General features: G+C 54.1%; 14 protein-coding genes and 1 tRNA gene. 11 read left to right on the top strand and 4 right to left on the bottom strand.

Annotated elements, in window-relative coordinates; all coding sequences use genetic code 11:
* Positions 1-114 precede the first annotated feature (114 nt).
* Positions 115-4,569 (bottom strand): cadherin repeat domain-containing protein, encoded by a 4,455-nt coding sequence (locus B7994_RS03625; protein ID WP_158213065.1) that lies wholly within the window; start codon positions 4,567-4,569, stop codon positions 115-117.
* A gap of 1,251 nt (positions 4,570-5,820) precedes the next feature.
* On the opposite strand from B7994_RS03625, the gene B7994_RS03620 reads away from it, so the two are divergent.
* Positions 5,821-6,438, top strand: a complete 618-nt coding sequence (locus B7994_RS03620; RefSeq protein WP_088637091.1) for a histidine phosphatase family protein — start codon at positions 5,821-5,823, stop codon at positions 6,436-6,438.
* On the opposite strand, the gene B7994_RS03615 is transcribed toward B7994_RS03620, so the two are convergent.
* Positions 6,435-7,466, bottom strand: a complete 1,032-nt coding sequence (locus tag B7994_RS03615; RefSeq protein WP_144063729.1) for a DUF5683 domain-containing protein — start codon at positions 7,464-7,466, stop codon at positions 6,435-6,437. The two genes, B7994_RS03620 and B7994_RS03615, sit on opposite strands and share 4 nt — an antisense overlap.
* A 133-nt stretch (positions 7,467-7,599) precedes the next feature.
* On the opposite strand from B7994_RS03615, the gene B7994_RS03610 reads away from it, so the two are divergent.
* The 3 genes from B7994_RS03610 (at position 7,600) to B7994_RS03600 (ending at position 10,181) form a co-directional block, all read left to right on the top strand.
* On the top strand, positions 7,600-8,202 hold the full coding sequence (locus B7994_RS03610; RefSeq protein WP_198957814.1) for a CinA family protein: 603 nt from the start codon (positions 7,600-7,602) through the stop codon (positions 8,200-8,202).
* 42 nt (positions 8,203-8,244) lie between these two features.
* Positions 8,245-9,342 (top strand): recombinase RecA, encoded by a 1,098-nt coding sequence (gene recA / locus B7994_RS03605; protein ID WP_088637089.1) that lies wholly within the window; start codon positions 8,245-8,247, stop codon positions 9,340-9,342.
* Positions 9,343-9,458: 116 nt separating this feature from the next.
* Positions 9,459-10,181: a hypothetical protein gene (locus B7994_RS03600; protein WP_088637088.1), complete on the top strand. Its 723-nt coding sequence runs from the start codon at positions 9,459-9,461 to the stop codon at positions 10,179-10,181.
* Here the strand turns inward: B7994_RS03600 and B7994_RS03595 are convergent.
* Positions 10,145-11,119, bottom strand: coding sequence for a hypothetical protein (locus B7994_RS03595; protein ID WP_144063728.1), 975 nt, complete (start codon positions 11,117-11,119; stop codon positions 10,145-10,147). The two genes, B7994_RS03600 and B7994_RS03595, sit on opposite strands and share 37 nt — an antisense overlap.
* Before the next feature lie 82 nt (positions 11,120-11,201).
* Here B7994_RS03595 and B7994_RS03590 point away from each other — a divergent pair, with 82 nt between their 5' ends.
* The 7 genes from B7994_RS03590 (at position 11,202) to tgt (ending at position 17,501) form a co-directional block, all read left to right on the top strand.
* Entirely contained in the window at positions 11,202-11,645 is a 444-nt protein-coding gene (locus B7994_RS03590) for a hypothetical protein (protein WP_088637086.1), read from the top strand.
* 98 nt (positions 11,646-11,743) lie between these two features.
* Positions 11,744-12,505, top strand: a complete 762-nt coding sequence (gene tpiA, locus B7994_RS03585) for a triose-phosphate isomerase (RefSeq protein WP_088637085.1) — start codon at positions 11,744-11,746, stop codon at positions 12,503-12,505.
* Positions 12,506-12,541: 36 nt separating this feature from the next.
* Positions 12,542-12,958: a preprotein translocase subunit SecG gene (gene secG, locus B7994_RS03580; protein WP_088637084.1), complete on the top strand. Its 417-nt coding sequence runs from the start codon at positions 12,542-12,544 to the stop codon at positions 12,956-12,958.
* A gap of 146 nt (positions 12,959-13,104) precedes the next feature.
* Entirely contained in the window at positions 13,105-14,466 is a 1,362-nt protein-coding gene (gene murD, locus B7994_RS03575) for a UDP-N-acetylmuramoyl-L-alanine--D-glutamate ligase (RefSeq protein ID WP_088637083.1), read from the top strand.
* Positions 14,467-14,554: 88 nt separating this feature from the next.
* Positions 14,555-14,638, top strand: a tRNA-Leu gene (locus B7994_RS03570).
* Positions 14,639-14,879: 241 nt separating this feature from the next.
* Positions 14,880-16,292, top strand: coding sequence for a hypothetical protein (locus tag B7994_RS03565; protein ID WP_088637082.1), 1,413 nt, complete (start codon positions 14,880-14,882; stop codon positions 16,290-16,292).
* Positions 16,293-16,364: 72 nt separating this feature from the next.
* Positions 16,365-17,501, top strand: a complete 1,137-nt coding sequence (gene tgt, locus B7994_RS03560; protein ID WP_088637081.1) for a tRNA guanosine(34) transglycosylase Tgt — start codon at positions 16,365-16,367, stop codon at positions 17,499-17,501.
* A gap of 302 nt (positions 17,502-17,803) precedes the next feature.
* Here tgt and groL read toward each other — a convergent pair whose 3' ends face one another.
* On the bottom strand, positions 17,804-19,438 hold the full coding sequence (gene groL, locus B7994_RS03555; protein WP_088637080.1) for a chaperonin GroEL: 1,635 nt from the start codon (positions 19,436-19,438) through the stop codon (positions 17,804-17,806).
* Between the last annotated feature and the right edge of the window lie 17 nt (positions 19,439-19,455).

Genomic DNA, 19,455 nt, shown 5'->3' with positions numbered 1-19,455 from the left:
CGTCACGCCTTTTTGTAAAATTTTTGTTTACACGAAACAGGCTCCACTGAAATCCCTCCCCAAAAAACAAAAAAGAGGCCCCACAGGCCTCTTAAAAGCGCTTTTTTCTCAAATTTACTTCATTTTCGGGCGTTTATAGCCAAAACTCTTCAGCAGGTCTTCTTTTACAGTCCTGGCCGAGCCCTTCACATGGTCGCCCTTCTTCGGGACGAATTCGCCCTTCGAGTTCTTATGGAACGGAGGCAGCGAGCAGCGCAGCGTAGACTTGAGCTCGACCTCGGTCTTGTAGACATAGGCTCCGGTCGCATACAGGCGGCCCGTTTCCGAGCGGACATTGCCATCGCGGTCGGGTTTCATCTCGAAGTAGAGCGTGAGGAGGCCCGCATCGTTCACATAATTCGGGTCATCCAGGTCCTGCGTGAACGAATAGTAGTCCACAAACTGCCCAAGGCTCGTGTAAATCCAGATCTTCACCCGCATCCTGGTCTTGAAGAGGTTTGCGCTCGAGATATCGCTACCGACACTCTCCACGAACTCGTCGGAGCAGTATTTTTCCACATATTCCTCGACAGAGACCTTCTTGCCGCCCTCGACCTCCTGGAGCACCACAAGGCCATCGGAATTGACTAGGTCGTCAAGAGTCGCAAGTCCACCCACGGCATTCACAGTCGGGACCTTAGTCTCGATTCCGAGCGTGGGGCCAAGGTGACCCGTGAGTCCTGGATAGGGTTCGTCACCGCTACCCTTCTTGCTGTCGAACTCGCCTCCGACCATCGTCTCGATTTCCTTGTCCGCCTTGGAATTGTAGATGCTCACCGCAAAGGTCTCGCCCTCCTCGGGCTCGTTCTTCGCGTAGTATTCGTCCACCTTGTCACGGGTCACGACCGTCACCGGCTTCTCGACCGCTATATCCACGTCCTTCGCGTTCTTCATGATGACGCGTATCGTATCGCTGGCCTCGTTGCCCGCCTTGTCACGGTAGAAGCGCACAATGACATTGCCACCCTTGTCTAGGCCCTGCGTAACGAGGGTGTCCTGTACAATCGCGCCGCGGCCATCGCCGATATCCACAGTCCACTTCACCTCCACAAAGTTCGAGTAGAGGATTTCACCTTCCAGCGGAGAGAGGATTTCCACCTTGGGCGGAATCTGGTCAAGCACGATGAACACGGACTGCGTGGCCGAATTGCCATACTTGTTCGTGTAGGTGTAGCTGACTTCGTAACCAAGGTTGCCATCCTCGTTCTTCACGAGATTCCCCTTCTTGTCGACGCCATAGGAAACGGTCATCACGTTTCCCGTTTTGTCGACATAGTCGTAGGTAACCGTAAACGCCACATCGTTTTCGGCGGATTCCTTATCCGAGGATTCAGAGACCTTCGCATAGCCACCGGAAGTCTTCACCAGTTCTCCCGTGACCGCATCGACCTGGTAGGAGATTCGCACGGTATCACCGCCCACCTTCGTCTCGTAGGTGACCGTCATGACCTTTACGCCATCCTCGTTCCTGATGATACGGCCGTCCTTGTCGGTGTAGTAGGTAACGGTGAGATCCTGACCATTCACGACCTCGGTATAGCTGACCGCAATCTTGTCGTCGTTGACCGGCGTGTGAACCGTACCGGAAGCCGGATTCTCGTTCAGGGTAAGGCCCGCATCTACGAAGCCCTCGAGCGTCTTGGTAAACGTCTTCGACGGAATGTCCACCGTTTCAAGGTCCACATTCACGACAAACGATTCCTTCGAACCAGAGACAGGGTCCTTCACTGTTACAAGGATATCGTTATTCTTGCTGTTCACGTAGAAGGCGCTGTCACGGGAATCCTGTTCCTCGACAATCGTGAATATATTCGGTTTCTTACCCTCGTCGACAGCCTTCGTCACCGTCACGATGGGGCTCTGCGTGCTCACGAATACGACAAGCGTATCGATGCCGGAACTATCCTTGCCCGGATCCCTATACTCCCTCGTGATGATATTTTTACCCTCTTCGAGTTCAAGGTCGCAATCGGGCCCCATGAGCACACCGTCGGCCTTCCATTCAATGCAGAGGTCAGTCGTATTGATATAGATGGTATCAGGATTCAGCCATACGGAATCACGGGTCTCGGCGCGGGTGATTTCCACCTCGGACTTCTCGATGACGTTACCGACCTTCACGGTCACAAGCGCCGTATCCGCAAGTTCACCATCGGTCACGCGCACCTTGATTACGAACACGGAATCCGTCTCGTAGTCCAGTTCCTTCTTGAGCACCACAGTACCGTCTTCCTTCACGTCGAACTGTTCGCTCTCTTCCACAAGTTCATACGTCAAGTGACTGTATTCCGGCGTAAGGGAATCCGGATCAGTCGCCTTGATGTGCCCCACATCAGAACCTACCTCGGCATCTTCCTTCACCGTTATGGTCTGGTCCGGAACATCCGGAGCCTCATTTACATCAATGAGCTTTATGGTAATAACCGTATCCGAAGAAAGGTTGTCCAAATCCGTTACGGAAACCTTGATGCTTATGCTCGTCACGGTTTCGTAGTCGAACTTGGAGGAGTCCTTTACCAGAATCCTGCCGTCTTCGGTCACAATCACGTAGTCGCTTTCTTCCACGAGATTGTAAGTTCTCGGGTCATTTTCGCCATCGGGATCCTTCGAGGTTATCGTTCCGATTTCGGTAGAATCTGCCACATTCTCCTCTATCTCGAATTCGGTATCCGTAATGTGCGGAACTTCCGGCATATTCTTGATGTCGATGGTCATGGTTTCGGTAACAGTGAGCGTCGGGTCGTTCTTGTCTGTCACGGCAACCACGATTTCGTATGTCGTGCGCTCGGTCTCGTAGTCAAATTCCTTCTTTGCCGTAATCACGCCATCGGCAGAAACCGCAAAGAACGCCGTATCGCCAGAAACTGCCTTGAATACGTTCTGAGTGAACTTCGGATCATTGTCCATATCGCCCGACTCGATAGTGCCCACGACAGCACCGCTCGACTCGTGTTCATTGAGTTCGAACTTCTGCTCCGCGAGCGTCGGCATTTCGTTCACATCTATAATCCGGATGACTCGCACAATGGAGTCTGCACGGTTCGTAGAGTCCCTCACCACTACAGTCACCTCGTGATTCTGCTTCACATTCTCGAAGTCAAGTTTCGAACTGTCCTTCACAGACACGACTACTTTCCATTTGCCAGTCTGCGCATCCTGCTTCACATCGATAGCGAAGAGCGAATCCACGCCAGTACCATTGTTGTCACGGAGTTCCGGGATAAGGCGTCCGACCTCATCGCGGTCTTCGTCCGACACAACGTACTCGAACACGACCGTTCCCGTGGGCACATTCTCTTTGACCCCCACAGTGAGAATACTGTCAGGACCACTGCCGCGATTATCCGTAGTGCAACCCGAGACACACTTCTCCTCGTCCTCGGTATCGTCCTTACCATTATCATCATCGTCAACAATAATCTTCGGATCTTCATCGACATCTTTCAACCTGATGGTCATAACCGACGTATCGGCAAGGCCCTGCGGGTCCTTCACAATAACCTTCACGTAGAACTCGGCAGGCATGGTCTCGTAATCGAGTGTCGCACCAGAAGCCACCTTGACATTACCGCTACCGTCAATCGTGAAGTTGCGCTTCATACCTGCCGTAGAATCTGCAAGAGAGTAGGTCAGTTTTCCAAATGCCTGGTTGAGTACATCGGGGTCGCTAGCAGACACCTTACCCACAAACGAGCCTGCAGTCGCATTCTCGTTCACCGTGAATACGGTATCTCTAACGTTCGGCTTCTCGTTCACATCAATAACAGTAATCGGGAAGTACCTCATAATGGGGGCATCACTCCCATTCTGCAATGTCACCTTGATTGTGTCTTTCTGCGTGACCTCGTAGTTCACCGGGGTAAGCAAGGTTAGCGCGCCGGTCACGGGATCCAGCGAGTAACGCCCGCTATATGCGGAATCCAGCAGAATCGTCGTAGAATCCGTTTTGTTGACGACCCGGATGGCATCCACGAAACCGGTATAGTTCTCCCTCTCGGAATACACCTTCGTCGTATCAAAGGAAGGCTTGACCTTAGCATCGGCGTCGATGATTTTCACCTTCAGTTCGCCAGAGGTCTTATTGCCCGGAAGGACCGCGCCAGACTCGATTTCAATCTTGATGACTAGCCAGTCGTTCAGTTCAGTAAGAGTATCGACCTTGACGTTGATTTCGATATTCCTATCCGCAACCGTGCTGCCTTCAGGAATCATCACCTTCACCGGCGTAGATACTCCGCATACGGGGAAATCAGTTACTCCGTAGTTGAAGTCCGACAATTCCACGCCGTCCCTCAAGTCGAAGCAGTACGTAAAGTACACATCAACATTGGCGTTCGTATCCAGGCTAATGGGAATCGAAACGGTCTGGTCGTTCTCCCGGAGGCCTCCGTCCTCACCGAGTTCCGGGAACTTGATGTCGAGTATAGGCGGGTCGAAGGGAACAAACTTGAAGTTTTCTCCCTTGAAATCATCTCCAACATACAACTGGTTTGCAAGCAACTGACCAGCGAAATCTAAATTACAATTCAAGCTAATCTTTCCCGTGGTAATAAAGGTACCTTGTATGGGCACATTGTCTGTATTTGAAAACGTAATGTCATTGTTGGAATAGAACATCACATTTCCACGATACTGTTTCTGTGTCTGGATTACTTCGCCTTCATCAGTTCTATAGACCACATTAAACGTTGAATGGTTTCCAATTTTTAAGTCCTCAACGAAAATTCGTGTCAAACGACCACCATCCTGCATTCTAATGTAAAGTTTGGCCCCATTCTTACCAGTACCATAGTTCAAATAAATTTTGTGAATATAAATATCATATGTACCTTCACCATCAGGCACATCAATATACGCGACGCTACCAGCCTCGCCATTATTCGCATTTACAATAATATCGTCAATATACCCCTCACTTGGCCAGGTAATTGTCGGTATGGACAAATCGGCAGGCGGGTTTGGCAGTTCAGGGCAATTATCTGTTACATTACCATTAGCCCTATCAATACCCCTCTGAACTTCAGAAGTAACACTTGTATTTTCCAAACAGATTGTTCCAGCGAACAAAGAAGCCCCGTTATCATTACCAGCTGTTAATGATGTTGCACGAATCGGGCCAGTCGTCAATTTACATTCATTACCAAGTGAAATTGAGCCACCCGCTAATGTAGGGCCACCCAACGAAATTTGTTCAGCGGAAGTAATGTTATTTGCAGAACCATTCCAACCAGATGCGTCAGGAATAATTACGCGACGCCCCATCTGCAGGTAATCCCTACCGAACAGTTTGTACTTCAGCATATACTCGAACTGAGCCTGCTGGGAATCATGGTCGGCGGCAATGTTTGCAAAAACAAACGGCTCAACCTCGGCAGCAAATACTGCGCCAAGTAGGCCGAGCAGAGCTACGGCTAGGTAAAATCTTTTTATCAACCGTTTCAACATAATAGCCCTCGGTACTAATATACCCAAAAAATCAGGCCAAAAGTAACGATATTTTTACTATTCCCGTGGACATGTAGTCCACATCGCACATTTTTGTCAAATTTGGCGTTTTTCATTAAAAAAAAAAGGTATTTTCACGTTTTTTCGTTCCAATTTGGAGTATCCGGGCCTTTAAAAATCACCCATTTCTATCTATATTTGAGGTTCCTAGGCCCTGCGCAATGACTATTTGCGGGCAACACGCCAGGGCGAAAGCAGCAACGGACTTGTGAATTTTTATGTGCTCAGGTCGCCTAGGATTTCTTTTTTGCCCCCTTCGGGGCTTTTTTATTTGATATGATCCTTTGGACTTTTCGCCATACCAAGCCCTATAACCCCAAGGACGTCTGCTACGGCAGACTCGACTTCGACGTGTCCGATACATTCCCCGATGAATCCTCTAGCGCCATAGAAGATTTTCTGAAGGCCGGTCCAAGACCGACCCGCCTGTTCGCAAGCCCGCTACTCCGCTGCATGCGGCTCGCCGAAAAAGTATCCGAGGCCACCAAGCTCGACATTGAGAAAGACGACCGCCTCATGGAAATAAACTTCGGCACTTGGGAAGGCCAGAAACTTACGGCAGTCCCGCGCACCGAGATGGCCGCATGGAAGGGCGACTGGCGCGGTTTCCGGTTCCCCGAAGGTGAAAGTTTCCACGACGTGGACAAGCGCGTAGAGGCCCTCCTGGACACGCTCGACGACGACGGCGAGTTCCTGTGGGTCACACATGCAGGCGTCATCGCGGCGCTCCAGCACTTTGCCTGCGGGTTACCCGACGAAGTCTTTGTAGAGGGCATGTTCAGCTACACGATGGTGAACCGTTTTGAGTTCAAGCGCAACAGCGAAGGACACTTCCGCGGGACATTCACGACGGTGCACGAAGGCATCAAGATGCCTCCGCTCATAATGGACTAAAAGTCTAGTGAAAGCAAGGCCTGCGCGCCACCCGTGAGGTTCGGCAGCAGGGCGAAATGCACCGGGTTGTCAAAGTCGCTCAACAGGGCATCGACCGCGGCATCGCCAAGGGAATACAGATAAATAAGTGCAAGCCCCCAGATATACTGGTTTCTGTTCTTGCGGTAGTACGTAACACGCTCGGTCACACGTTCAAGTTCCTTGGAATTAGAACCCTCCGCAGCCAGGAAATGCTTGCGGTCGAGGTAGTATTCCACCATATTCTGCGAGGTGTGGATACTGGCAGCGGCACCGATAAGCCCCATATAAAGTAATCCCGCCTTGCCGAACTCGCCATTGTACATCTGCCCAAACCCCGGGATAAGCCCCCACAGTACTGCTGCCTTCATACTGCGGAGTTCCACACTCCTGTGGTTATTGTTGTACCAGATACCGAAGGCATCGAACATCCCGTACAGATGCAAGCCGAACAGCCATGCATTTTCGGCATAGCGCAGATCCTCCTGCTCCATCTTCTTGTCGCTTTTCTCGCGGACGCGGGCAGCATACTCATTTCGCTTATCCTGGAGTGCCCTCAGGGTATCGCGGTCGGTATTTTCCATGATGAGTTTCGTAATCATCGACACCGAATCGCGGAAGGGCTGAGCCTGTTCGAGCACGCGGTCCTTTTGCCAGGCCTTGTTGATGTACACTTCGTATATGAGCAGAGCCTCTATGCCCGTAATGAACCCGCCACGCACGTAGTGTTCCGTATAGTAGTGGCCGCCACCGGGCAAAATACTCAGGAGCATGGTCAGCGGGAGCGAATTGCGCTTTGTGGGGATATCCCACTCGTTCACAGGGAGCGTGTCGATTGCGAGGATGCCCGTCTTGCCCTTCACCAGCGGGTCACCCGCGACCGTATCGGCAACCGCAGAATCAGGAACCGCCACAGGATCCGGTGCGTCCGTAGTTACTGAATCGGACTGCGCCCAGGCGGCACCTCCAAAAACAGCGGCAAAAACAAGACAAATTATAAACGAGCGCACAGACATCGTCCTGAAATATAGAAACTCTAGGGATTTTTTGACCAGGCGGCAATAATCTGACTATATTTTTTACGGGAAAATACAGAATTGACATTTTATGTCACAACTAAATTCTAAATTACGGAGTATGAAAATGAGCGACACAAAAGGTTTTGATTTCCAGGGCGCAGACATCGAGAAAAAACTCGAAGGCATGAGCGTGCAGGACATCGAAAGAGAAATCTCCCTGCTGGTCAAGGCCATCAAGGAGGCGCTCATCGCACGCGGCGAAATGATGGCTACCGCAGAATCCTGCACGGGCGGGCTTGTAGCCAGCAGCATCGTGAACGAAGCCGGCTCTTCGGCAGTACTTGCCGGCGGCATCGTCGCCTACCAGAACGAAATCAAGGAAAAGCTCCTGGGAGTCCGCCACGAGACCCTCGAGACGTACGGCGCCGTAAGCGAACAGACCGTAAAAGAAATGGCCGCAGGCGCCCTCAGGCAGTTCGGCTGCCAGTGGGCAGTATCAACCTCGGGCATCGCTGGCCCCGGCGGCGCCGTCCCGGGCAAGCCCGTGGGCACCGTCTGGATGTCGATTTCCTGGATTTCTGGTAACAACTGTTTGCAAAACGACAATTTTTGTAAAATTTTCGCAGGGGACAGGCTCAAAGTAAGGGTCCAAACCGTTTATATAGTGCTGGGCAAGTTACTTTTTTTGATAAATAACCAAAAAAGCACTTGCACAAGTGAACACTAAATAGTATATTTAGACAAGAAAAACAAAAAAAAGGAGTCCAACATGGCAAAGAAGAACACAACACCCACTAGCAACCTTTCCGCCGACAAGGCAAAAGCGGTCGAAGCCGCGATTGCGCAGATCGAAAAGAATTATGGTAAAGGTTCCATCATGGCCCTCGGCAGCCAGCCGGTCGAAGAAATCCCGGTCATTCCGTCCGGCTGCATCCAGCTCGACATGGCCCTCGGCGTGGGAGGTTTCCCCCGCGGCCGCATCATCGAAATCTACGGTCCCGAATCTTCCGGCAAGACGACGCTTACCCTGCATGCCATCGCCGAAGCCCAGAAGCTCGGCGGCGTCGCCGCCTTCATCGATGCGGAACACGCATTCGACGCAGTCTACGCCCGCAAGCTCGGCGTCGACATCGAATCCCTCCTCGTTTCCCAGCCCGATACGGGCGAGCAGGCCCTCGACATCGCCGAGACCCTCGTGCGTTCCGGCGCTATCGACATCATCGTAATCGACTCCGTGGCAGCCCTCGTCCCGCAGGCCGAAATCAACGGCGAAATGGGCGATAACCACGTCGGCCTTCAGGCACGCCTCATGAGCCAAGCCCTCCGCAAGCTCACCGGCATCCTCTCGAAGTCCAATACCTGCATGCTGTTCATCAACCAGCTCCGCATGAAGATCGGCGTGATGTTCGGTAACCCCGAGACCACCACCGGCGGTAACGCCCTCAAGTTCTACGCAACGCAGCGTATCGACATCCGCCGCATCGCCGCCATCAAGGACGGTGAAGAGGTCATTGGCAACCGTACCCGCGTGAAGGTCGTGAAGAACAAAGTCGCGGCCCCGTTCACCCAGTGCGAGTTCGACATCCTCTACGGTTGCGGCATCTCCCGCGAAGCCTCCATCCTCGACCTCGCCAGCGAACTCGACATCATCCAGAAGAGCGGTTCCTGGTTCAGCTACAACAACGAGCGCATCGGTCAGGGCCGCGAGAACACCCGCCTGTTCCTGAAGGACAATCCGGAACTCTGCAACGAAATCGAGCAGAAGATCCGCGAGAGCATGAAGGACGTGGAGCTCTTCAAGCTCGGCGAGAACGACGCCCTCGAAGCCGGCGACGACGAAGAAGCCGTCGAAGTAGCCGAAGGCTAGTCCCTCGCCCTTTGCCAAGGCGAGCCTACCACCGCCATACATTTTCTTCCTTAAAAACGAACTCCGTTCTCTCTTTTAGCCATTGGGAAAGAGCGGAGTTTTTTATTTTTCCTCGCATGAAGTTTGTTCACACCATCATTCCGGCCACATTGCTGACAGCCGCGCTCGCCTTTACGGTGCAGGCGCAGGAACTCTGCCCGCATACGTTCCTGGACAAGGACATGATAGTGAACATGGAAGGCAGGTTCATCAATCCACAGCATTCTCGCGCAAGGATCGACATTGAATGGCGACACCACGAGGCAGACAAGCTCGACACGTTCTTCATCCACTTGCCGAACACGCCATCGTACAAGTACATTACCGCCGAAACAAGCCGCTACATCGAGAAGGATTCCCCGCGCATCCGCCGGCAGATGGCAATGCACCACCTGAAAGAAGAAATCGGCAACACGCCCGTCAGGTACGACGACCTAGAACTCCTCGCCCACGGGCTATTTGTATGCAAGGATTCAACGGTCCAGAAACCGACCATATTCTCGACCGCGTTCTCGCAGATGTGGTGGAGCATCGCAAGCGATTCGCTCCCCATGCCGCACCTCGTGACCATGCGTGGTGCATTCAAGGAAAAACGCGAAATGAGAATCGACTCCTGGAAAGAGCTTTCGGGAGTCATGCTGCCGACCCTTGTGACTGTGGCCAGCATGGACTATCGCGGTAAATTCTGGATACGCTCGGCCTACCCCATCGAAGACCTGAACCGCGATCCGTTACGGGAAAACCTTCTGAAATTCGGGCACGACTACCGCGCGTCCTTGTGGATCGGGAAAGAGAAGTAACCCTGATACTGCAACTGCACGATAAACTGCTGCGAGAGATTTCCGTCATAGAACTGGTCCTTCAGGCGCTTCCAGAAACCCAGTTCCAGCGTAAATTCGTGCTTCCCGTTATTTAGGGAAATATGCGGGCCAAGTTTTACCATCATGTACTTGAGGGATTCCTTTTCAACAACATCGCCGTCGCGCAGGAAGCCCGTACTGAACACCGAAGTTTCCACCAGCATCGAGACGAAGTCATTGAGCAGAAGGTGCCCGAAGAACTCAAAGTCCAGGATAAAGTCGCGACTGAACACAGGCATGTTAAGCTTGTAGTCATAGCTCTTTCCCGAAAAGTCCGTGCTGATATCCGTGAGGATATAGTGCATGTTAACCCCCAAAAGGGCTGACTTCGGGAAGAAATACTCTATCTTGACCGCAATATCGAATAGCTGGGCGTAGTCGAACTCATCCCCGTCATAGGCGTGGTCCACTATGTAGTCCGCATTCCAGGTCTCGGCGATACGCCCCTCGCCCAGCACGTCCGACGTGACCATTTCAAGATTGCTCATCAGGTAGAAGAAGCTTTCGTAAGTAGCCGAAACCTCCACCTGCGGGTTAGTCTTGAACGGACGCAGGCCAAGCCCCACCTGGTAACCCGCATAGAACGAGGAAATTTCCAGTGCGGCTTCCATCTTGAGGAAGGTCGGGTTCTTGCCCATCTTCTCGCCATAATTGAGCGGTTCAATGGGTTCGAGCCAGGTATAGTGCACATCGGCGGCTAGCTGGGGAAGCCACTGCCCCCATACAAACGGCGTGTTGCCCATGATGCCCCAGGAGAGGTTCGGGCCATAGCGCAAGCCGAACTGTGCACTCTGGTCGAAGCCGTCGCCCATGGACAGGGCGAACGCCAGAAGCACAGAAACAAGCGAAATCCTTATTTGACGACAGAAAAACTGCATTTCAATGTAAAATCTAAAAAATATTTATCCAATCGCTCTAGAAATTCTTATTTTGTGAACACAAAATCTTATAGGAGAACCTATGAAACTTTCTTATCTGTGTGTACTAGCCCTGAGCGGTCTGCTCTTCTGGGGCTGCGCAAACAAGACATCCTCCCCCATCCTTATTGAACGTGGCGTAGGCCAGAACGAATACGAACGCGAATACTTCGTCACGAAGGAAAGCATGGGCATCGACAAGCGCCTCAAGGACGTGTTCAAGCAGGGCTATATCGAAGAAGGCATGACCAACGACATGGTGAACCTGCTCTGGGGCCCTCCTGACCACGAAGTCGAAACCGACACCAGCAGCGTGTGGGAATACTACACCGTCGAAGGCAAGCTGATTACCCGCCTCATCTGGAAGCACCCCGACCAGGCACGCCTGAAGGGTTACGAGAACGAATGGATCCTCGAAAAAATCGAGGGCGACCGCTACGGTGGCTCCCCGGCCCCCACTTCGAGCCGTTCCAGCAACTACAACTAGCCTTTTTACGGCCTTAGTTTAAAAAGTCGCCTTTCAAAAGGCGGCTTTTTTTACTAAATTTAGGCGCGTTAAATTTTAAACCTCTCAAGGAGTCAATTATGCGTCAGTATATCATTGCTGGTAACTGGAAGATGAACAAGACCGTTAGCGAATCCATTCAGCTCGCTAAGGATATCGTGGAAGCCGTCAAGGACGTGAAGAAGACCGAAGTGGTCATCGCCCCGACTTACCTCGCCGCCGCCAAGGTCGCCGACGTCATCAAGGGTTCCAACGTGAAGCTCGCCATCCAGGACATCCACTGGAAGGACCAGGGCGCATTCACCGGTAAGGTTTCCGTTGACATGGTCAAGGAAATCGGCGCCGAATACATCATCATTGGCCACTCCGAACAGCGCCAGTACTTCCACGAAACTGACGAGACCGTGAACCTCAAGGTCAAGAAGACCCTCGAAGCCGGTCTGAAGCCGATCATCTGCATTGGCGAAACTCTCGACGAACGTAACGGCGGCAAGCTCGAAGCCGTGCTCAGCACCCAGGTCAAGGGCGCCTTCAAGGACGTTTCCGCCGAAGACGCCGCCAAGTGCGTGCTCGCTTACGAACCGGTTTGGGCAATCGGTACCGGCGTTACCGCTACCGACGAACAGGCTGAAGATACTCAGGCCTACGTCCGCTCCGTTGTCAAGGAAATCTACGGCGAAGCCGTTGCCGAAGGCATGCGCATCCAGTACGGTGGCTCCATGAAGGGCGCCAACGCTGCCGGCCTCCTCGCCCAGAAGGACATCGACGGTGGCCTCATCGGCGGTGCAGGCCTCAAGGCCAACACCTTCAAGGAAATCATCGACGCTGCCGAAGCCAAGTAATTTCGCGGCTAGAAACTTAAAACAAGGAATCTTCACATGACAACTCTCTTTTGGATTCTGATTGTCGTCCACGTCTTCCTCTGCCTGTTCCTCTCCCTGCTCGTTCTCGTGCAGAACGACAAGATGGGCGGCCTCGCAGGGCTCGGTGGCATGACATCCCAGTCCGCATTCTCCACCGCTGGTGCCGCAACCTTCATCCAGAAGCTGACCCGTGTAGTGGCTGTCATCTTCTTCATCGTCGTGTTCGCTCTCGGCCTCATTACCGCCAAGCAGGACCAGACTGTCGGAGAATCCGCCATGCAGAAGGCCACCCGCGAGAATGCTGAACAGCAGGCTCCCGTCCCGGCTCTCCCGGGCGATTTCGCCGCTCCGGCTGTTGAAGCCCCTGCGGCTCCCGCTGCCGAAGCTCCGGCCGCACCGGCTACCGAAGTCCCGGCTCCGGCTGCTGAATAAGTTTGACCGGCAGGCCCTTCGGGCCCAGCCTGTCCGACCGCATAAAAAGGTCCGTTCCCAAGAACGGGCCTTTTGCTTTTTTTACCAAAATAAGTTCATGCTCGGGCTCAGATTTCACCTATGGTGAGTTTTCTATATTTCATTTTATGAGTAGCAATCTTGTAGCGCCGGTAGGCGTTCTCGGCTTTGGCGTCGAAGGCCAGAGCACATTCAATTATCTAGTACGCAGCGGTATCAAGGAAATCGTCGTGATGGACAAGAATCCGGTAACATTGCCGGAAGTTCCCGCGGGCGTAACCGTGAAGACATTCAGTGGCGAAGGCTACCTGGATGGGCTCAAGGACTGCGTGACCGTCGTGCGTTCGGCAGGTGTGTACCCAATGAGCCAGGATCTGTTCAAGTTCCAGATGAACGGCGGCATCATGACGAGCCAGATCCAGCTATTTTTAGAACAAACTAAATCCAAGAAGGTCGTAGGTGTTACGGGAACGCTCGGCAAGGGTTCTACCGTAAGCATGATAAGCCACATCTTGACGAAGTGCGGCGTAGAAAACGAAATTGGCGGAAACTTCGGCGTGCCCGCGCTCGACCTGCTCGAGACAGAGACGCCCGACCGCATCAGCATTCTCGAACTTTCCAGTTTCCAGCTGATGACGCTTTCGCTATCGCCCGACGTGGGCGTGGTGCTGCGCGTTTCGACCGAACACCTGGACTGGCACAAGAGCGTCGAGGAATACCGGGACGCTAAGGCCAACCTGGTACGCTGGCAGAAGCGTGCCGGGACCTGCGTGTACCTGAAGGATGCCGCCCCCTCGGCAAAGATTGCGGGGGAAAGCCCTGCCGGAACGAAGTATGCCGTATGCCACGCCGATGGCGACGGTGCCGGTGACGGAGATGCAGTGATCGAAGGCGCCACCCTCGCCATCGACAGCGAGAAGCTGTACCTTGCAGACTGCAAGGTGCGTGGCATCTACCAGCTGGAGAACATGGCCGCGGCGACCCTCGCCTGCAAGGCCTTGGGAATCAAGGTGGCCGACGCGTTCGAGGCCCTGAAGAGCTACGAGACTCTCCCCTTCCGCATGGAATTCAAGGGCGAAAAGAACGGGATAGAATTCTTCAACGACAGTTACGCCACCCGCCCCGACGCGACGATCGCCGCGACTGCCAGCATGACGCGCCCCTTCGCGCTCATCCTCGGCGGTTCCGAGAAGAACGCGGACTTCACCGAACTATCGAACATCCTGGTGAAGGAACGCCCGAACCTCAAGCGGATAGCGCTCATCGGCGCCACTGCCGAACGCATGCTCGAATCGCTCTCGCAGGCCGGGCTGGACGCCGCGGGCATCGAGGCCAAGATCTTCCCCACCCTCGAGGAAGCCTTCGCCGACAGCCTAGCCATCGGCAAGGGCGGAACCGTCATCATGAGCCCCGCCTGCGCAAGCTTTGGACTGTTCAAGAACTACAAAGTCCGCGGACAGGTGTTCGACAAACTAGTCGCGGCAATTTAATTTTGATTTTTTTCAAAAAAATTGCCACTTACCCCTTTACAAACGGCGCAAATCAATCTAAATTTGTTGCCGTTCCGCTAAGGACCACGCGGTCGTGGTGGAATTGGTAGACACGCTAGCTTGAGGTGCTAGTGGGAGCGATCCCATGACAGTTCAAGTCTGTCCGACCGCAGAAAAAAAGACTCGGGTAAAACCGGGTCTTTTTTATTGTTCCCCCTATATCATATCTCTATTATACTCAACGATTTACGAAAATGGCCCGTCCAACACGTGACGCAAAACACGGTTTAACGGCAAATGCTACAAAAATGATACATTTTTTTACTTTTTTCTAAAAAAGAAGAGCCAAAAAGGGGTAAACCTAACTAAATTTAACGCCGTCACAAATCAATCTCTCATCAAAGGAGACACAAATGAAAAAGATGACGCTCTCCGCAATCGTGCTCGGCCTCGCCGCCGCTGGTGCGTTTGCCCAGGCTCCCGCCGCTGCTCCGGCTGCGGCTCCCACTGAAAAGACTGTCGCTGCCCCGGCTGACTCCGTGAAGGCTGCCGAAGAGGCCAAGAAGGCTGAAGAAGCCAAGAAGGCCGAAGAAGCCAAGGCTGCTGAAGAAGCCAAGAAGGCCGAAGAAGAAAAGGCTGCTGAAGAAGCCAAGGCCGATGATTCCAAGCCGGCCGAAAACACCAATCCGGGTGAAGTCGCCAACGCTGCCGGCAACGCATTCAGCATGCTCAAGGCCAGCATGAGCGAAGGAACTTCCGCTGCCAACATGGAAGTGAAGTTCTCCGGTAACGTCGAATTTGACGCCTACACAGGCGACCTCCTCAACGACGAAGACGTGAACCACTCCTACTGGACCACCTTCGACTTCAACATCGACGTGAAGTTCAACGAGAAGTGGTCTGCCCACGTAGGTCTCGAAGCTGACGGCCCGGTCGACAATCCGGGTGTCGGCTACAACGGAGCCTTCGTGCAGTACAAGCCGGCCGACTTCTTCGACATCAAGTTCGGTGACCTGACGTTCGTGGAAGGCGCTTTCAAGTCCTACTACGGCTACGATGACCCGACCTACTGGGCTGCCGGTATGAGGGAACATGATATCCGCGGTATCCAGGTCGACCTCGCCGGTCTCGAACTCGGCATCGGCTTTGGCCGTGGCGCCAACGACCGCTATGCAGAAGCCGGTGAAGAAGCTGGCGGCAAGGTCTACAACGCCCACGTTGCCTACGAATTCGACTACGCCGGTCAGCACCTCCGTCCGTACTTCGACTACAAGAGCTACCAGCAGAAGGAACACAACGAACTGCACGCCGGTATCGATGCAGGCCTCACCATCGGTGGCTTCAGCTTCCGCGCTGTGTACGGCTTCCATGCCGACTACCTCGGAGACGACGAAGATGTCGTCGACGATGAGGATTGGACCTCCACGGCTCACGCCATCTTGGCTGAACCTTCCTTCGACGTCGCCATGTTCCAGATCAAGACCGCATTCTTCTTCGCCTTCATCGACGATGGCGACGCAGGTATCGCTGGCGAAGGCAACGACGTGATGTCCGGCGAAATCCCCGAATACTTCTTCATCTACGCCGAACCCGCTCTCAAGGTGGGTGGCTTCATGAAGTTCGGTATCCCGGTTGAATTCCACACCCATGCCTACGATGGCGATTCCGACGACGAAACCAAGACTATCGATGTCGGTGGCCGTCTCTACCTCACTCCGGTCGAGAACCTCGACATCACCGCCTTCGGTATGGTTGACATTCCTATCGGCGACAACGACGACGACGTGGGTCTCCGCTTCGGTGTCGAAACCGTGTTCAACTTCTAATCGCTTAGATTAAGAATCTTGAAAAGGACTGCCGGCAATTAGCCGGCGGTTCTTTTTTTACATTTGGCAGCAATGAACCGCTTTGAACTTTTAAAGACTTCCAAGAAATCGAAGGCGCGCCTCGGCGTGGTCCACACCGACCACGGCGACGTGACGACCCCCATCTTTATGCCGGTGGGCACCGAGGCGACCGTGAAGGCGGTAACGCCCGCCCAGCTCAAGGACATCAAGGCGGAAATCATACTCGCGAACACGTACCACCTGTACCTGCGCCCCACCACGCCGCGTATTGCGAAGGCGGGCGGCATACACAAGTTCATGGCGTGGGACGGCCCGGTGCTCACGGACAGCGGCGGATTCCAGGTATGGAGCCTCAAGGACCTCCGCAAGATTACACCGGAAGGCGTAGAATTCCGGAGCATCCTGGACGGTTCAAAACACTTCTTTAGCCCCGCAAGCGTCATGAACGCCCAGCGCGAAATCGGCGCCGACATCATCATGGCGCTCGACGAATGCACGCCCTTCCCGAGTACTGCAAAGGAAGCGGAACATAGCCTGAATTACACCCTCAAGTGGACGGCCGAAGCCATGCAGTGGCTCAAGGAGCACCCGCCCATCCACGGATACGACCAGCAGTTCTTCGGGATTATCCAGGGCGGCATGCACAAGAACCTGCGCAAGCAGGCGATTGAACGCATTGCGGAACTCGGGCCCGACGGATTTGCGATGGGTGGCCTCTCCGTGGGCGAGCCCACCGAGACGATGTACGAGATTGCGGATTTCTGCACCGACATTCTGCCGCAAGACCACGCCCGCTACGTGATGGGCGTAGGCACGCCGTGGAACCTGCTGGAACTCATCGAGCGCGGTGTGGACATGTGCGACTGCGTGATGCCCACGCGCAATGCCCGCAACGGCATGCTGTTTACAAGCGAAGGCGTGCTGCGCTACAAGGCGGCGCGCCATGCCGAGGAATTCGATAAACCCGTAGACCCGAATTGCGACTGCTACTGCTGCCGCAACTTCAGCCGCGCGTACCTGCGCCACCTGCACCACGCCGGAGAATCCCTCGGGTTCACGCTGGCAAGCATCCACAACCTGCACTTCTACCTGCACCTGATGCGGCAGGCCAAGCAGCACATCGCCGACGACACCTTCGAGGAGTGGAAAAAGGAGCAGTGCGAAATCTTGCAGAGAGACCTGCAATAAAAGGCTAGCAGTTTAAAGGAAAACCGCAGGGACTAACAGTCACTAGGTTTTCCTCCCGGAATACACATCCCGTTTTGTGCGACAAAGCAACAAACAAATTCCTACCGGAGCCTTCGCATATTCTTGGCGGAGGAATATGACTTGCTAAGCGAACACTTAAACGAAGTGTGAGTGTGAGTGTGCAAGCCATATCCGAAGCCAACTATATATAAAGGATTCGCATATTACGCAACAAAAAACACCCGGCTCTTTCGAACCGAGTGCTTTTGTTAGGAGGAGAATCTTGTTAGCAAGGCGCTAGATTACATCATGCCGCCCATGCCACCCATGCCCGGGTCCATGGCCGGAGCAGCCGGCTTGGGTTCCTTCTTCTCGGTGATCACGCAGTCTGTCGTGAGGATCATCGAGGCGATGGAGGAGGCATTCTTGAGGGCCGTGCGGGTCACCTTGGCCGGGTCGATGACGCCAGCCTTGATGAGGTCTTCGTAGGTGTCGGTCTTGGCATTGTAACCGAAGGCATCCTTGCCTTCCTTGACCTTGTTCACCACGACGGAGCCTTCGAGGCCCGCGTTCTGCACGATCTGGCGGAGCGGTTCTTCGATAGCGCGGCGGATGATGGCAGCGCCGGTCTTCTGGTCGGCGTTGTCGAAGTTGAGCGCGTCAATGGCCTTTTCGGCACGGATGAGGGCAACGCCACCACCCGGAACGATACCTTCTTCGACGGCAGCGCGGGTTGCGTGCATGGCATCGTCGACGCGGTCCTTCTTTTCCTTCATTTCGACTTCGGTAGCGGCACCGACCTTGATCACGGCAACGCCGCCGGCAAGCTTGGCCAGGCGTTCCTGGAGCTTTTCGCGGTCGTAGTCGCTCGTGGTGGTTTCGATCTGCTTCTTGATCTGACCGATACGGCCCTTGATGGAGGCAGCATCACCGGCACCTTCCACGATCGTGGTGTTGTCCTTCGTGATGGTGATAGACTTGGCCTGGCCAAGGACGGTGACCGGAGCGTCTTCGAGCTTGGCGCCCGTGTCTTCGGAAACCAGCATACCGCCAGTGAGAATAGCGATGTCTTCGAGCATGGCCTTGCGACGGTCACCGAAGCCCGGGGCCTTGACGGCGGCGACCTTCAGGGTACCACGCATCTTGTTCACGACGAGCGTTGCGAGAGCTTCACCATCGACGTCTTCGGCGATGATGAGGAGAGACTTGCCCTGCTTTGCCACGTGTTCGAGCATCGGGAGCAAATCCTTCATGGTAGAAATCTTCTTGTCGTACAACAGGATGTACGGATTCTCGAGGCTGACTTCCATGCTGTCGGTGTTGGTGACAAAGTAAGGAGAGAGGTAGCCGCGATCGAACTGCATACCTTCCACGACGTCGAGGATGGTGTCGGCGGTCTTGGATTCTTCGATGGTGATGACACCGTCGTTGCCGACCTTTTCCATGGCGTTGGCGAGGAGGTCACCGATTTCCGGGTCGTTGTTCGCGGAGATGGTAGCGACCTGGGCAATGTGTTCCTTGCCGTTGATCTTCACGGCCATCTTGCCGATTTCCTTAATGACGGCGTCAACCGCAGCGTCCATGCCGCGCTTGATGTCCATCGGGTTTGCACCGGCGGCCACGTTCTTGAGGCCTTCGCGGGTGATGGCCTGGGCCAGCACCGTAGCGGTGGTGGTACCGTCACCGGCGGCATCAGAAGTCTTGTTCGCGACTTCCTTGGCCATCTGGGCACCGAGATTTTCGTAGGCGTCTTCGAGTTCCACTTCCTTGGCGACCGTCACGCCATCCTTCGTCACGTTCGGGGCACCGAAGGAGCGGGCGATCATCACGTTGCGGCCCTTGGGGCCGAGAGTTACCTTGACAGCATTGGCGAGCTTGTCCACGCCCTTCATGAGGGATTCGCGAGCCGCCACATCAAACTTGAGTTGCTTTGCCATTTTTGTTTTCCTTTTTT

The sequence above is a fragment of the Fibrobacter sp. UWR2 genome (genome assembly GCF_002210285.1).
In the GTDB taxonomy this organism is placed as follows: Bacteria; Fibrobacterota; Fibrobacteria; order Fibrobacterales; family Fibrobacteraceae; genus Fibrobacter.
The sequence above is the reverse complement of the archived record's forward strand: the minus strand, read 5'-3'. Positions and strand labels throughout refer to the sequence as shown.

Bases quoted from the DNA above. Each gene is read 5' to 3' on its own strand.
- B7994_RS03600 (WP_088637088.1), top strand. From the start codon at position 9,459: ATGAAGTTTGTTCACACCATCATTCCGGCCACATTGCTGACAGCCGCG.
- tgt (WP_088637081.1), top strand. From the start codon at position 16,365: ATGAACCGCTTTGAACTTTTAAAGACTTCCAAGAAATCGAAGGCGCGC.
- B7994_RS03595 (WP_144063728.1), bottom strand. From the start codon at position 11,119: ATGCAGTTTTTCTGTCGTCAAATAAGGATTTCGCTTGTTTCTGTGCTT.
- groL (WP_088637080.1), bottom strand. From the start codon at position 19,438: ATGGCAAAGCAACTCAAGTTTGATGTGGCGGCTCGCGAATCCCTCATG.
- B7994_RS03590 (WP_088637086.1), top strand. From the start codon at position 11,202: ATGAAACTTTCTTATCTGTGTGTACTAGCCCTGAGCGGTCTGCTCTTC.
- tpiA (WP_088637085.1), top strand. From the start codon at position 11,744: ATGCGTCAGTATATCATTGCTGGTAACTGGAAGATGAACAAGACCGTT.
- secG (WP_088637084.1), top strand. From the start codon at position 12,542: ATGACAACTCTCTTTTGGATTCTGATTGTCGTCCACGTCTTCCTCTGC.
- B7994_RS03565 (WP_088637082.1), top strand. From the start codon at position 14,880: ATGAAAAAGATGACGCTCTCCGCAATCGTGCTCGGCCTCGCCGCCGCT.
- recA (WP_088637089.1), top strand. From the start codon at position 8,245: ATGGCAAAGAAGAACACAACACCCACTAGCAACCTTTCCGCCGACAAG.
- B7994_RS03620 (WP_088637091.1), top strand. From the start codon at position 5,821: ATGATCCTTTGGACTTTTCGCCATACCAAGCCCTATAACCCCAAGGAC.
- murD (WP_088637083.1), top strand. From the start codon at position 13,105: ATGAGTAGCAATCTTGTAGCGCCGGTAGGCGTTCTCGGCTTTGGCGTC.
- B7994_RS03610 (WP_198957814.1), top strand. From the start codon at position 7,600: ATGAGCGACACAAAAGGTTTTGATTTCCAGGGCGCAGACATCGAGAAA.